This window comes from Plantibacter sp. MCCC 1A11337, assembly GCF_013349365.1.
GTDB classification, from domain to species: domain Bacteria; phylum Actinomycetota; class Actinomycetes; order Actinomycetales; family Microbacteriaceae; genus Plantibacter; species Plantibacter flavus_A.
Window position 1 is genome coordinate 587,626 of record NZ_JABJWX010000002.1, and the last position, 13,693, is coordinate 601,318.

Annotated in this window: 9 protein-coding genes; 5 read left to right on the forward strand and 4 right to left on the reverse strand. The window is 70.4% G+C overall.

The annotated features are described in order from the left end of the window. Nucleotides 1–133 precede the first annotated feature (133 nt). Both HOW07_RS10130 and HOW07_RS10135 read right to left on the reverse strand, forming a co-directional pair. Nucleotides 134–3,013, reverse strand: a complete 2,880-nt coding sequence (locus HOW07_RS10130; RefSeq protein ID WP_175116842.1) for a hypothetical protein — start codon at nucleotides 3,011–3,013, stop codon at nucleotides 134–136. 50 nt (nucleotides 3,014–3,063) lie between these two features. Then, nucleotides 3,064–4,557, reverse strand: coding sequence for a cytosine permease (locus tag HOW07_RS10135; protein ID WP_175116843.1), 1,494 nt, complete (start codon nucleotides 4,555–4,557; stop codon nucleotides 3,064–3,066). Nucleotides 4,558–4,743: 186 nt separating this feature from the next. Here HOW07_RS10135 and HOW07_RS10140 point away from each other — a divergent pair, with 186 nt between their 5' ends. The 3 genes from HOW07_RS10140 (at nucleotide 4,744) to hisD (ending at nucleotide 7,992) form a co-directional block, all read left to right on the forward strand. Next, nucleotides 4,744–5,607: a nitrilase-related carbon-nitrogen hydrolase gene (locus tag HOW07_RS10140; protein WP_121289265.1), complete on the forward strand. Its 864-nt coding sequence runs from the start codon at nucleotides 4,744–4,746 to the stop codon at nucleotides 5,605–5,607. 41 nt (nucleotides 5,608–5,648) lie between these two features. After that, nucleotides 5,649–6,581, forward strand: coding sequence for a LysR family transcriptional regulator (locus tag HOW07_RS10145; protein WP_079704685.1), 933 nt, complete (start codon nucleotides 5,649–5,651; stop codon nucleotides 6,579–6,581). Nucleotides 6,582–6,675: 94 nt separating this feature from the next. Next, a complete protein-coding gene (gene hisD / locus HOW07_RS10150) occupies nucleotides 6,676–7,992 on the forward strand; it encodes a histidinol dehydrogenase (protein WP_175116844.1) in 1,317 nt (438 codons plus the stop codon). 49 nt (nucleotides 7,993–8,041) lie between these two features. Here hisD and HOW07_RS10155 read toward each other — a convergent pair whose 3' ends face one another. Together HOW07_RS10155 and HOW07_RS10160 are read right to left on the reverse strand one after the other, a co-directional pair. Beyond that, nucleotides 8,042–8,701, reverse strand: coding sequence for a HEAT repeat domain-containing protein (locus tag HOW07_RS10155; RefSeq protein ID WP_175116845.1), 660 nt, complete (start codon nucleotides 8,699–8,701; stop codon nucleotides 8,042–8,044). Between the two features lie 85 nt (nucleotides 8,702–8,786). Beyond that, complete coding sequence (locus HOW07_RS10160; protein WP_175116846.1) at nucleotides 8,787–11,324, reverse strand: glycoside hydrolase family 2 protein; 2,538 nt, start codon at nucleotides 11,322–11,324, stop codon at nucleotides 8,787–8,789. A gap of 169 nt (nucleotides 11,325–11,493) precedes the next feature. Here HOW07_RS10160 and HOW07_RS10165 point away from each other — a divergent pair, with 169 nt between their 5' ends. Next, nucleotides 11,494–12,759, forward strand: a complete 1,266-nt coding sequence (locus HOW07_RS10165) for an ABC transporter substrate-binding protein (protein ID WP_167620425.1) — start codon at nucleotides 11,494–11,496, stop codon at nucleotides 12,757–12,759. A gap of 71 nt (nucleotides 12,760–12,830) precedes the next feature. Continuing rightward, on the forward strand, nucleotides 12,831–13,661 hold the full coding sequence (locus HOW07_RS10170) for a carbohydrate ABC transporter permease (RefSeq protein ID WP_217485246.1): 831 nt from the start codon (nucleotides 12,831–12,833) through the stop codon (nucleotides 13,659–13,661). Nucleotides 13,662–13,693 lie beyond the last annotated feature (32 nt).

The following is a 13,693-nucleotide window of genomic DNA, read 5'->3' on the forward strand; positions in this document are numbered from 1 at the left end:
CGCTGGCGTGAGCGCGGGTGTGTGGGCGTGGGCGCGGGTCGTACGCGTGAGCGCGGGTCTCCGGAGGGGCGCGCTCGCGCGTGTGGGGCGCGGTGGCGTCAGCGCACCGCGCTGGCGTCAGGGGGAGATGGAGTCAGCGGCGGCTTCGGAATCGACGGGCGACGAACCAGCAGACGAGCATCGACAGGACACCTGCGCCGAGCGCAGCGAGGAGGAGCCCACCGAACGGATCGTCGGCGGGGATGCCGTTCAGCATCCAGACGCCCATCGCCAGGGCGGTGATCATGGCGGATGGGGCCAGCCAGCGCACCGCGTCACGCGCCGTGCCAGGCGTGCCCTCGATGCCTCGACTGCGGCGTCGCATCGCGCCGGCGACGCCCAGCACCGCGCCGAGGACCGCGAGCACCGACAGGGCGATCGCCACGAGCCCCGGCCACTGCACCGCCAGCCGAGCGGTCATCGGTGCTCCAGCATCGACGCCCGCAACCGTCCCGGCCGGGAGGTCGAGGACGACACCGAGGTCGTCACTCCGGACGTCGAGCGGCCATCGACCGTCGCTGTCAGGCTCGAGCTCGACGGTCGCCGTCGCCCGGCCGGTGTCGCCCGGGTCAGCCGACGGCAGCCACGTCCCGGCATCCGTGGGGGTCCACCCGGCGTCGACGGCGTCGTCGAGGAGCTCGCGGTCGGCGCTGAAGGACAGTCGGAAGGGGCCTTGCCGCACGTCCTCGTCCCAGGCGACGCCGCTCGTCCAGCCGTCGAGGAGCGCGACCCAGTTGACCCGGTCGACGTCGTGGCCGTCGACGGTCGCGGCGACGGCCGGCCTCGTGGACGTCGTCTCGATCACGACGTCGTGCAGACCGGTGCGCACGTCCTCGAAGGTCGTCCGGAGCAGCAGCCGACCGTCCTCGAGTTCCGTCGTGAACGGCGCGTCCTCGCCGTCGATCGTCACGCCGTCGACCGTGAGGCCCAGGTCCTGACCGTCGACGACCGCGGGCCACTCGCGCACCACCTGACCGGGCACCGCACCCTCGTCGGAGAAGTCCACGCCGAGGCGTTCGGTGACGCGCAGTCGCGCACCGTCACCGTCGGTCCGCGTGAGCTCCGCGTCGAAGTCGGCCGTCGCGATCGTCGTGAGGGTCGATCCGGGGATGTCGCCCGTGTAGGAACGGGGTGTCTCGGGCTCCAGAGACGGCGCCGGGAGGACGCTCACCGCGACGATCGCGCCGACGACGAGGAGCACGGCGAGCACCCGGACGGCGATCCGTGGCGCGGTCAGGAAGCCCGTTCTCGACCCGTCGGCGCGTGAGGCGAGATCGGCAGCGGCCGCCGGCATCGTGATCTCCGGGGCGATCAGGGCCGCAACCCGCCTGCCGGTCGTCCGAGGTGGAGCGCCGAGCACGGCGTAGGGCAGGAGCCTGTCGCGCAGGCTGGCGCGATCGAGCAGCTGCGTCCGCTCGGCGAACACGCGAATGCCGAGCAGGTGCTGCTTGAGGAGCGCCCCCTTGCGGGTGAGCGGCCGGGCGGTCAGGGCGATCGCGAGGACGATGACGGCGAAGACGGTCGAGAGGACGACGAAGGCGAGCGGCCACCACACCACTGCGAGCACGGCCTGGTGGGAGAGCTGCCGGACGATGCCCCACTGGAGGATGGTCAGCGCGATCGGTGCGGCGATGAACCAGTCGCGGACGAAGCCCTTCGGCACGCGACGCAGGCCGTCGCGCACCTGCCCGGCGCGTTCCGGCCCGGTCAGGTACCGACGCAGGGCCCGGGGTCGGTCGCCCAGACGGCCGGCCCGCTTGGCGGCGCCCGCCGCCGCGACGAGACGCGCCTGTCGCTTCGCCTGCTGCTTCGTGCCGCTGATCGCGGCGTCCTTGAGGCGTTCGGCGAGCTCCATCGTCGCGGGTGACCGGAGGAGATGCGCCGCGGTGCGGGGCGAGACGCCGTCCGGCGGTTCCGACTGCGCGAGGTACCACGGACGTCCGCGGGCATCACCCCACGCGACCGCACGGGCCGCGAACGACAGCAGAAGCGTCGCCGCGAGGACGAGCATCGGCAGGACAGGCCCGAAGGTCTGGACCCAGAAGATCCAGGACTGCGGTGGCATCGTGATCGAGCCCGCCTCGAACGGCATGGTGAAGCGCGCCTGCGCATGCGGCGGGGCCGCGTCGTCGCTCGTGAAGGCGTAGGCCACCTCGCCGGGTGGGGCGTCCGGCTCCGGGGTCAGCCACTGCCCGGCGCCCACGAGGGTCCACGCGAGCGAGCCTCGGGGCTGCCGGACGAGACGGTCGTCGAGTTCCTGCGGGATGGTCACCCGGACGTCGAGCTTCGCCACCGCCTGCTGCAGATCGGGGCCGAACACGTCCCAGCGAAGGAGGTCGACCGGTCGCCCGGTCGCCGGATCGGTGTCGACGTACGCGAGATCGGAGAGCTGGTACCGGATGACGAGTTCGTGGTCGCCCGTGAGCTGCTGGCCGGGGTCGACGACGAGGCGGAGGAAGACCGCGGCGCGTTCCCAGCGAACGTCCTGCTCCACGCCGTCCAGCGTCACCGAGATCATGGACGGGTCGAGGGCGTGGCCCTGGTACTCGGTGGCGAGCACCCGCTCGATGGTGCGGTCGTCGAGGTCCGTCGGGAAGAACGCATCGATGCGCTCCTCGACCTCCGTGACGAGCCGGCCGTCGTCGTCCATCGTGACGCGGTAGTCGGCGTCGAAGGAGCGGGCGATCCAGGTGTCGGTGACATCGGACGCCTCGTCGGTGAGGTCGTCGAGGGTGAGGGGAGGGTTGATGACCGGTCCGACCAGGAGGATGAGCCCGCCGACGGCGACGAGGCCCCAGAACTGCCACAGTCCGCTGCGGAGGCGGGAGCCGCCACGGGACTGCAACCACCGCTCGACGCGCAACAGCCAGGCGGACAGGACGACCCACAGCGGCGTGTGCCGCGGAGCGGGGTCCGGGATGCGGGTGTCCGGTTCGACGACGTCTGTTCCGCTCGCCCCGTCCGATCCGATCACGTCGTCGAGTGTAATCGCGGGATGTCGTCCGACCGGACGACATCTGTCGCTCAGCGGCGTCGGGACGTGAAGGCGACCGCCTGGTGACCCGTCTCGGTGACGTCGCGCTCGGCCGCCGCACGCTCACGGCCCAGGTCGAGCGACCGGGAGAGGAGGACGTAGGCGATCGCGGACGCGGCGAGGCCGATGAACAGCGCGAGGTCGGCACCGCCGAGCGCCTGCGCGATCGGACCGGTGAACCACACCGTGACGACGAACGGGATCATCGCGACGATGCCGATCGCGTAGGCGAGGAGGCCGCGCCAGCCCCAGGCACCGTAGACGCCGTTCGGGGTGAAGATGTCGCGGACCACGTAGTGGCCCTTCCGCACGAGGTAGTAGTCGACGAGGTTGATCGAGGTCCACGGCACGAGGACGTAAAGCAGGACGACGAGGAAGCTGCTGAAGTTCGCCAGGAACTCGCCGGTGCTCAGCAGTGAGCCGATGACGGCGGCCGTCGCGATGGCGAGACAGGTGACGACCCGCAGGGTGCGCGTCGGCCGGACCGGTCGGATCGAGTCGATGATCGTGATGGTCTCGATCGAGGCCGCGTAGATGTTCACGGTGATGACGCTGATGAGTCCTGGCAGTGCGGCGACGAGCAGCCAGGTGCCTGAGCCGGGCAGGATGGCGTCGGCGGCGTCACGGACTCCTTCGAGCGGGTCGGCGCCCTGGAACGCGCTGGCGACGAACGCTCCGAGGCCCATCAGCCAGACGGCACCGACGAACACGCCGCCGTAGGTGTAGGCGAGGGCGCGCCCCGGGTTCGTCTGCGGCGGGAGGTACCGGGAGTAGTCGGAGACGTACGGTGCCCAGCCCAGTGCGTAGGCGGCCGCCCCGCCGAACTGCACGAGGAACGCCGTCCAGCTGAAGTTCGCGAGCGACAGGGCGTCGGCCGGCAGCGGCACGACGAAGGGGACGACGACCGTGAACAGCCCGAAGGTGATGAGGAACAGCGCGGTGAGCCACGACTGCGTGCGGTGGATCCAGGAGTAGCCGAAGATCGCGAGCAGGACGGCGACACCGCTGATGAGCACGTACCAGCCCGCACCGGCGTCGACACCGGTCGTCATGGTGAGGACGTCCGCGCCGAGCATCTGGTTGAACATGTTGAAGCCCACGAGGCTGAAGACGACGATCGCGCAGATGAGCACGACGCCGCGGTAGCCGAACTGCGCGCGCGACTGGATCATCTGCGGAAGTCCGAGCTGCGGGCCCTGCGCCGAGTGGAAGGCCGTGAACACGGTGCCGACGGCCACGCCGAGCATGATCGCGAGGAGCGAGGTCGCGAGGTTCGCTCCGAGCGCCGCTCCGAGCATGCCGGTCGCCAGGGTCGTCACCTGCGCGTTCGACATGAACCAGAGCGAGAACAGCGAGCGGGGGCGACCGTGACGCTCGTCGAGCGGGACCCAATCGATGGAGCGGGACTCGACGAGGGACGGCTGGGCGTCTCCCGCGCCTGCGGCGGTACCGGACGGGGACGTGGGGTCGGCGGGTGTCGCCATGGGCTGGCCTCCAGGGCTCGGGCGGTCGAGGAGCGGGACGGGCAGCGGGGTCTGCCTCCGGTCGGTGACTCACTCGTGCCGACGACGGTATCCGCAGGCCACGGACGGGCACAATCGGCCATGCCCCGATCCCAGCCATCGGGGAACACGATGGTCCCGTCCGCGAGGGCTTCGTATGATCGCTGGATGACCAGCACCGACCCCACGGGGGCCACCGACCACAGCGACCCCGACGCGCGGAGCATCCGGATCCGTGCCCAGGAACTCGCCCCCGTCCTCGGCGACCTCGACGGCAACCTGCGCACGATCGAGGCGGCCATCCGGGACGCCGTCGCCGACGGGGTGCAGCTCCTCGTGCTGCCCGAACTCGCGACGAGCGGTTACTACCTGGGCAGCCCGGAGGCGGCCCGCGCGGTCGCGCTCCCGAGCGACGCGTCGGTGTTCAGTGACTGGGCGTCACTGCTCCCCGAGGACGCCGTGGTGGTCGTCGGGTTCTGCGAGCTGGACGGCGAGGAGAGCCGCAACAGCGCCCTGGTCCTCGGCGCCTCGGGTGTGCTCGGGGTCTACCGGAAGGTGCACCTGTGGGACGAGGAGCAGTCCGTCTTCGTGGCGGGTCGCGAGACCCAGCCGGTGGTCGATACGCCGCTCGGCCGGCTCGGCGTCCTCGTCTGCTACGACCTCGAGTTCCCCGAGGTGCCGCGGGGTCTGGCGCTCCGGGGAGCGGACCTCCTCGTCGTCCCGACGAACTGGCCGCTGGTCGAGCGGCCGGAGGGCGAGCGGGCGCCCGAGGTCGTCCAGGCGATGGCGGCGGCGCGCGCGTCCGCGATCCCGATCGTGTGTTGCGACCGCTCCGGCACCGAGACCGGCAAGCCGTGGACCGAGGGCACCACGATCATCCCGGCCGACGGCTGGCCCGTCGGTGGGAAGGACGCTCGGGGACGGGTGGACGGGACCGTCCGGCTCGACCGGGGCGCCACCCGGATCGGTCCGCGCAATGACGTGCTCGCCGATCGCCGGCCGGAGCTGTACGGGACGCTCACCACGGAGTGACCCGCGCCGTGACGGGGAACCCGCCTCGCTAGGCTGACCGCATGACCCTCGCGCAACTCCGCGCCTTCCTCGCCGCCTACGAGAGCGGCTCCTTCACTGCCGCAGCCGCCGAGCTCGACAGCAGTCAGGCCTCCGTGTCGGAGCTCGTCAGCCGCCTCGAGCGCGAGATCGGCCTGCAGTTGTTCGCCCGCGGTGCGCGTCGGCTCGTCCCGACGGCGGCCGCCGAGGAGCTGCGCGAGCACGCCAGACGCGCGGTCGCCGCGATCGACGGTGGACTCGACGCGCTCTCGGCGATCACCTCCCTCGACGGCGGCGTGTGCACCTTCGGCGTCCTGCGCAACGCCGCCTACTACGAGCTGTCCGACCTGGTGCAGCGCTTCCACCAGCGCTACCCCAACGTGCGCGTGCGACTCGTGGGGTTGAACTCGGCACTCGTCGCGGACTCCGTGGCGAGCGGCGAGATCGAGGCCGGGCTGGTCGTCCTCCCCGTGCCCGTCGCGGGCCTCGCCATCCGGCCCCTCTTCCGCGACGAGGTCTTCTACGCCTCCACCACGAGGGATCCCGCGGCGGGCCCGGTCGGGATCGACGAGTTCGCGGACGCCAAGCTCGTGCTCTACGACGCCTACGCCGGGTGGCGGGACCCCACGCGGCTCCAACTGCTGGAGCGCGCTCGCCTGCAGGGGCGGTCGATCGAGCCGGCCGTCGAGGTCGAGCACGTGGAGACCGCCCTGAGCCTCGCCGCGACCGGGGCCGCGGACACGATCGTCTCCGGCACGGTCGCCCGCACCGGGGGATTCCCCGAGCAGTTGACGCTCACCCCCTTCGCCGAGCCGCTCTACGACACGATCGCGCTCGTCCAGCGCGAGGGCGCCTACCTGTCGCCGGCCACCGCGCGGATCGCTGAACTCGCCGAGCACACCCTGCTCGCGGCGGCGGAGCCCGACCAGGTGATCGCGACGACCCCGAGGCGCTGAGCTTCGTTCGCGAATCGGCGTATCGGATGACCCGATGGCTCGCGCAGGCACGTCCCCCGTTGTCGCCCCCGCGCCGCGTTCGTACGCTCGCAGCATGCGATTCAGCCCTCCCGTGCTCCAGTCCCTCGACGGCTCCTTCCGTCACCTCAAGACCCCGCTCATCGACGCTCCGCCGGCTCAGCGCGACCCGGCCGTCATCGAGACCGTCTCCGCGATGCTCCTCGACATCGAGCGGCGCGGCATGGACGCCGTGCTCGACGCCGCGCGGCGGCTCGACCGGTACGAGGGCGGCGAGGTCGAGCTGACGGCCGAGCAGATCGCGACCAGCGGCGACCGCCTCCACGCGGACCTCCGCGCAGCCATCGACCTCGGTGGCGAGCGCACCCGGGCCTTCGCCCAGGAGCAGCGCTCCCACCTGCAGGACTTCGAGACCGAGCTCGTGCCCGGACTCGTCACGGGGGTGAAGTACGTGCCCGTCTCCCGCGTGGGCGCCTACCTCCCGGCCGGCCGGTTCCCGCTCACCGCCAGCGCGTTCATGACGGTCGGCGTCGCCAAGCAGGCCGGCGTGCCGACGGTCATCGCTTGCACCCCGCCGCAGCCGAACGGGGGTGCGAACGACGCGGTCGTCTACGCCGCGCACGTCTCCGGTGTCGACCGGGTCTTCGTCCTCGGGGGCGTCCAGGCGCTCGCCGCAATGGCCTACGGTCTGCTCGGCGAGCTGCCGATCGACATGCTCGTCGGTGCGGGCAACGCCTTCGTCGCCGAGGCGAAGCGACAGCTGTTCGGCACCGTCGCGATCGATCTCCTCGCCGGTCCCTCCGAGGTGGCCGTCCTCGCGGACGAGACCGCGGACCCGATCCTGGTGGCCGCCGACCTGCTCGGGCAGGCCGAGCACGGACCGAACTCGCCGGCCGCGCTCGTGACGACGTCGGAGGAGCTCGGCCGCGCGGTGATCGCCGAGGTCGAACGGCAGCTGCCGACGCTCTCGACCGAGTCGATTTGCGGGCCCGCCTGGCGCGACTACGGCTCGGTGACCGTGGCCGACGACCGTGAGACCGCCGCGGCGCTCATGGACGACCTCGCCCCGGAGCACCTCGAGGTCATCACGTCCGACGACGCCTGGTACCACGGGCGGCTGCTCAACTACGGGTCGATCTTCCTCGGCCCATGGAGCACCGTCGCCTACTCGGACAAGGGCATGGCGGGGACGAACCACGTGCTCCCGACCGCCGGCGGTGCCAAGCACAGCGCCGGGCTCTCGGTGTCGCGGTTCCTGAAGCCGCTCACCTACCAGCGCATCGCCGAGTCGGCGACGCCGGCGCTCGCCGACGCGGTGCAGGTCATCTCCGATTCGGAGGGCATGGCGGCGCACAGCGCGACGGCGACGCTCCGCACGGCCCGGCTCAGCTGAGGCAGGCCCGGCCCCCTCTGGTCAGGAGGCGCTCGGCGCACGCGCTTCGTCAGTCACCCTGGCGCAGGGCGTGCTGCGCCTCCTGCATCGCCTCGTCGAAGTCGACTTCGGGGTCGCGGAGGATCCGGGCGGTCGCGCGAGCGTGTGCACGGGCCTCCCGGCCGAATGCCTCGGACACGGCCGTGTGTTCGACGGGTTCGAGCGAGGGCTCACCGATCGTGGTGAACGCACGCGTGAGGCTGAGCTGCACCTCGCGGTCGCCGCGGCCGAACTGCCTCGTCAGCAGCTCGGCGAGCGCCGACGCCTCCCGCTCCGGGACGACCCCTGCGGCGGTGCGCCACGCGGCTCGGGCGACCTGATCCTCCTCGTCCTCGAGCAGCGCCAGGGTGATGGCCGACCAGGTGCGTGGGTCTCCGGTCTTGGAGAGGGTGTGCAGCGCCTGGCTGCGTGCCTGGGGGAAGACCGATCCGAGCTCGTCCATCAGGCGTGGGACGGTCACCTCGGGGTCGTGTCGCACGAGCGCCCAGGTGAGCATGTCGCGCACGAAGAAGTCGGGCTCGACGGCGCAGCGGTCGACGAGCACCTCGATGTAGGCGGTCCTCGGGGTGGTGCCCGCGGCGAGTGCGGCCTGCAGTCGGTCCGAGGGAACGGGTGCGCTGAGGGCGATCGCCAGACCGTTCGTTGCAGCGGCGTCGTACTCCTGGCTCATCGAGCGACCTCCCAGAGCTGTGTCGGTTCGATTCCAGCCTAGGTGCGGGAGCCCGCCCGAGGTCCCTCAAGTGGGCTCCCGCACGTCAGCTCGCAGCCGGTCCAGAGGTCGCGATCTCGTCGGGCCGCACGGCCGCCACACCGGCGACCTGCGCACCGGGACCGCTGCGCGAGCGGGCGAGGACGTCGTTCAGGTTGGCCACCACCCAGGGGTCGCCGTCCGCGTCAGGGAGCCGCAACGCTGCACTCCCCGAGGCGAACAGCCGCACGACCTTCACATCGCCGGGCAGCATGGTGAAGAACCCTTCGGCGTCGCAGGACACGGCCCCGGCGCGGTCTGGCTGGATGAGGACGTCCTTGACGAGCGAGGTTGCGGTGAGTCGGTACTCGTCGTGGTCGTCGAAGCGGGTCACGGCCACGTCCAGGGCCCCCGGGATGAGCTCGAAGTCCCGATCCTCCACGCCGTACCACCAGGCGCGCTGACCGGAGCTCGCCGCCTCGACCACCGCGAACTCCCGTTTCGGATGGGTCCAGCTCGTGAGCCTCGCCGGCAGGTCGACGATCGCGACGCTGTTCGCCTCGACGGTGACGGGGAGCGTGTGACGGTCCAGGGCGGTGCCGGACAGGCTCATCCGCCGGACGACGAACTCGTCCGACCACGGCTCGAGCGTCTGGTTCGCGACGACGAGCACCGGGCGTCCGTCCCGTGGCTGCACGCTGATAGTCCGAGGCGCGAAGGACTGCTGGAGCGCTGTGTACATCGGCTTCGGCCGCCCCGCCGAATCGATCACCGACCAGGACACCGCGGGCCAGCAGTCGTTCAACTGCCACAGCACGGCTCCCGCGGTGTCGGGCCACCTCGAACGCCAGTGGTCGATCGCCGTTTGGTTCGCGCGGCACTGGTTGAGGCTCGCGAGGAAGTGCCAGCTCGCCAGATCCGCCGCACCGCCGAAGTGGCGCTCGATCGATTCGCCGATGAGCGCGTTCCCGTTGACCATCCGCTGACGGTGCGTGAACTCCGGGGCCTCGGGTGACGCGGGAACGCCGCCGATCGCGTCGACCAGGGTGGTCCAGGTGGCCGGCCCCTGGTTGCCGAACTCGGACACGTAGCGCGGCGCGGTGTTCCGGTAGGCGAGGTAGTCGTCCTTCGTCCACGCGTGGACGCTGCCGTACCGCGGGTCGTTGGGATGCCGTTCCTCGGAACCGGACCACGGGCTGCCCGCCGTGTACGGCCGGAACGGGTCGAGCTCGGCCACGAGCCGGGGCAGGAGGTCGAGGTAGTACCCGCGGCCCCACGTCCGATCGCCGATGAGCGGCTTCCAGTTCCAGTTCTCGTGCCCGAGGAAGTTCTCGTTGTTGCCGTTCCAGACCACGATCGACGGGTGCGGCGACAACCGGTCCAGGTTGTCCCTGACCTCGGCCTCGACCTCACCGGCGAGGGGATCCTCCTCGGGGTACGCGGCGCAGGCGAAGAGGAAGTCCTGCCAGACGAGGAGACCCAGCTCGTCGCAGCGCTCGTAGAAGTGCCGGTCCTCGAAGACGCCGCCACCCCACACCCGGACGAGGTCGACGTTGGCCGCGCGGGCCTGCCCGAGGCGCTCGTCGAGCTGCTCGGGGGTGACGCGCGCCAGGAGGAGGTCGTCGGGGATCCAGTTCACCCCGCGCGCGAACAGCGGTACGTCGTTCACGACGAGGGTGAACGCGCGCCCGTGATCGTCCTCGGTCTCGTCGATGCGGACCGAGCGGAACCCGATCCGGTGGTGCCGCTCGTCGAGCAGACGGTCACCTTCCCACAGCCGGAAGGTCAGCTCGGACAGACGCGGTTCGCCGTAGCCGTGTGGCCACCAGACGGCCGGCTCGTCGATGCGGATCGTCTCGCGCAGCTCGTCGACGTCGATCCGCAGCGTGCGGGTGGTGCGTCGTCCGTCGGACGTCACCGTGATCTCCGCGTCCAGTGGCCGGCCGGCGCCGGTCGAGGTCCGTTCGAGCTCAACGGCGAGTTCCACGACACCGACGCCGTGCGTCAGCGTCGTCTGCGGGCGGAACCCCGCGATGCGGGCGGTGGACCAGGCCTCGAGCCGGGGTTCTCGCCAGATGCCCGCCGTCGCCAGGACCGGTCCCCAGTCCCAGCCGTAACTGCAGGCCATCTTGCGGACGTACTGGAAGGTCGTTCCGGTCGCGTTCGGCAGTGCCGGCGCCAGCTCCCGCGCGGCCGCGTCCGAGAACTCCTGCGCCGACGCGAAGTCCACCGTGAGCTCGCGGTCGTCGGGACCGATGAGGTCGGTCACGTCGAATCGGTACCGCCGATGCATGTTGCGGGTCCTGCCGACGACCGTGTCGCCCACGGTGATCGTGGCGAGGGTGTCGAGCCCGTCGAACACGAGGTCGACCCGCTCGGCGTCGGTTGTCAGCGCCAACGGGCGACGGTAACGCCACGATCGCCGTCCGACCCAGAGGGCGTCGATCTCGTGCAGGCCGAGCAGCGGGTCGTCGATCAGCCCGTTGGCGAGAAGGTCCTGGTGGACGCTTCCCGGGACGACCGCGGGGACCGGAGCGACCTCATTCCGTCGCGGGTGCTTCCCGACCTCGAGCAGCCAGTGATCTCGCAGCGGGACGGTGTCCACGGATGCCTCCAGATTGCTTAAGAATTAAGTAAACAGGTCTATTGCCCCTTAATAACTGGAGACAACGAGCTTAAACGTATCATTGACTTCGCCGATCCGGCACGGTAGCGTCTCGTTCCCGAGAGGCGTCTCGACCCGCGACGCCCCGACCCCCATGGCAAGGAAGCACATGAAGAGCACACGCAGCGTTGCTGTCGCCCTCACCACAGCGGCGATCCTCGGCGCCTCACTCACCGCGTGCAGCGGCGGCGGAGCCGAGATCGACCCCAAGACGGTGACCGTTCTGTCCAACGTGTCCAAGAACACCGCGAGCGGTAGGGCGTTCTTCGCCCTCTTCGACCAGTTCAAGCAGGACACCGGGATCTCCGTCGAGGTCATCGAGCAGGGCGACGACACGAACCAGGTGTACGAGACCACGCTCGCCGGTGGCCGCGAGGCACAACTCGTCCTCACCAACCGCTACCAGAATCTCGACTGGTTGCAGAACGGGAGCGTCGTCGACGCCAAGCCGTACGCCGACGAGTGGGGCATCACCGACAGGCTCAAGCCGGACGCGGTCGACGCCTGGTCCGACGCCGACGGCGGGCTCATGGGCATCCCGCTGAACGGCTACACGTGGCCGGTCATGTACAACACCGAGCTGCTCCAGCAAGCGGGCTTCGACGCACCACCCACGACGACGGACGAGCTCCTGCAGCTCGCGAGCGCCCTGCGGGTGAAGGGAATCACGCCCTGGGCGATCGGTGGCTCCGACTGGAGCGGCGAGAAACTCTTCGCGCAGATCGCGCAGACGCACGTCAGTGCCGACGAGGCCGCCCAGCTCTTCACGAAGGGCGGCTGGTGTGACTCCGACGCGGCCAAGCAGGGCATCGACGACTTCGTCGCACTCCGCGACGGCGGCGTCTTCGTCGACAAGGCGGAGGGGTACACCGTGGACCTCGCCCAGACCGACTTCTACACCGGCAAGGCGGCGATCTACTCCGACGCCTCATGGGGCTTCGGCAACGTCCCCGAGGAGATCAAGCCGAACGTCGTCATCGGCGGAGTACCGGTGCCGGCCGACTCCGATTTCACCGGCCCCTCCTACTACTCGGAGTTCGGGAGCGGGCTCTGGATCAGCCCGAACGGTGAGAAGAACCTCGACGCCGTCGGCAAGCTCGTCACCTTCCTGCTCTCCGACGAGGCACAGGAGCGGCTCGTCGCAGAGGCCTCGCTCGTCTCACCCCTGACGACCGACTTCTCCGCGGCCGCGACCGACCCGCTCCTGCAGCAGGCGCTCGGGCTGAGCGACACCGGCCAGCGTGCCGTCCTGCCGGACGACTACGTCGCCGACACCGCCACCACCACCTGGGCGAAGGCGACCGCAGGAGCCTACGCGGAGTCGGCGAGCACCTCGGACATCTGCGCGGCCCTCGACGCCGCGCTCGCCGAATGACCCGCGTGATGCCTGGCACCACCCCCTCGGTCCGGCCTTCCCGGCCGGACCGAGGGCTCACCATCCTCGGGATGCCGGCACTCGTCTGGTACCTCTTCTTCATGATCGCGCCGATCATCGCGATGTTCGGCATCAGCTTCCTGCGCTGGCCGAAGATCATCGCGCCGAGCGAGGTCATCGGCTTCGACAACTACGCGGCGCTCGTGCAGGATCCGACGTTCTGGGCGGCAGCCGGCAACACCGCCGTGCAGCTGATCGTCGTGATCCCGGTGATGATCCCGCTGGCGTTCATGCTCGCCTATTATCTGCAGCAGAGTCCCCGCGGACACCAGTTCCTGTCGATCATCTTCTTCACGCCCGGGCTCATCTCCCTGTCGGTGAAGGCCATGATGTTCTTCGCCATCCTGGCCCCCAACGGCGCACTCAACGGGTTCCTCAGCGGCATCGGAGCGGACGCCGCCACCACGGCGTGGCTCGCCGACCCGAAGACGGCACTCGCGTGCATCATCGTCATCGACCTGTGGAACGGGATCGGGTACACGGCCATCCTGATGAACGCGCGACTCGCGGGCGTCCCCCGGGAGGTCTACGAAGCGGCGGCCCTCGACGGTGCCGGGCACTGGAAGATGATGTGGCGCATCGCGTACCCGATCACGAAGGACTACGTCGGCACGATGGTGATGCTTCAGTTCATCTGGACGCTCTTCAACTCGGCCCCCGTGGTGTTGCTCCTGACGCAGGGCGGGCCGGGAACCGCCTCGACCACGCTGTCCTACTTCGTCTACGACCTCGCCTTCCAGTCGAGCCAGGTGGGATACAGCCAGGCCGCCTCGGTCGTGCTCTTCCTCGTCGGGCTCGTCGGGATGCTCGTCATCCGTCGCACCATCCGAGCGAACTACTGAACGGACCCCGACTGTGACCTCTTCTACTGTGA

Excerpts from the sequence above, each read along its gene's own strand:
- HOW07_RS10135 (WP_175116843.1), bottom strand. The coding sequence starts at position 4,557 with ATGGCGACACCCGCCGACCCCACGTCCCCGTCCGGTACCGCCGCAGGC.
- HOW07_RS10140 (WP_121289265.1), top strand. The coding sequence starts at position 4,744 with ATGACCAGCACCGACCCCACGGGGGCCACCGACCACAGCGACCCCGAC.
- HOW07_RS10145 (WP_079704685.1), top strand. The coding sequence starts at position 5,649 with ATGACCCTCGCGCAACTCCGCGCCTTCCTCGCCGCCTACGAGAGCGGC.
- hisD (WP_175116844.1), top strand. The coding sequence starts at position 6,676 with ATGCGATTCAGCCCTCCCGTGCTCCAGTCCCTCGACGGCTCCTTCCGT.
- HOW07_RS10155 (WP_175116845.1), bottom strand. The coding sequence starts at position 8,701 with ATGAGCCAGGAGTACGACGCCGCTGCAACGAACGGTCTGGCGATCGCC.
- HOW07_RS10165 (WP_167620425.1), top strand. The coding sequence starts at position 11,494 with ATGAAGAGCACACGCAGCGTTGCTGTCGCCCTCACCACAGCGGCGATC.
- HOW07_RS10170 (WP_217485246.1), top strand. The coding sequence starts at position 12,831 with ATGCCGGCACTCGTCTGGTACCTCTTCTTCATGATCGCGCCGATCATC.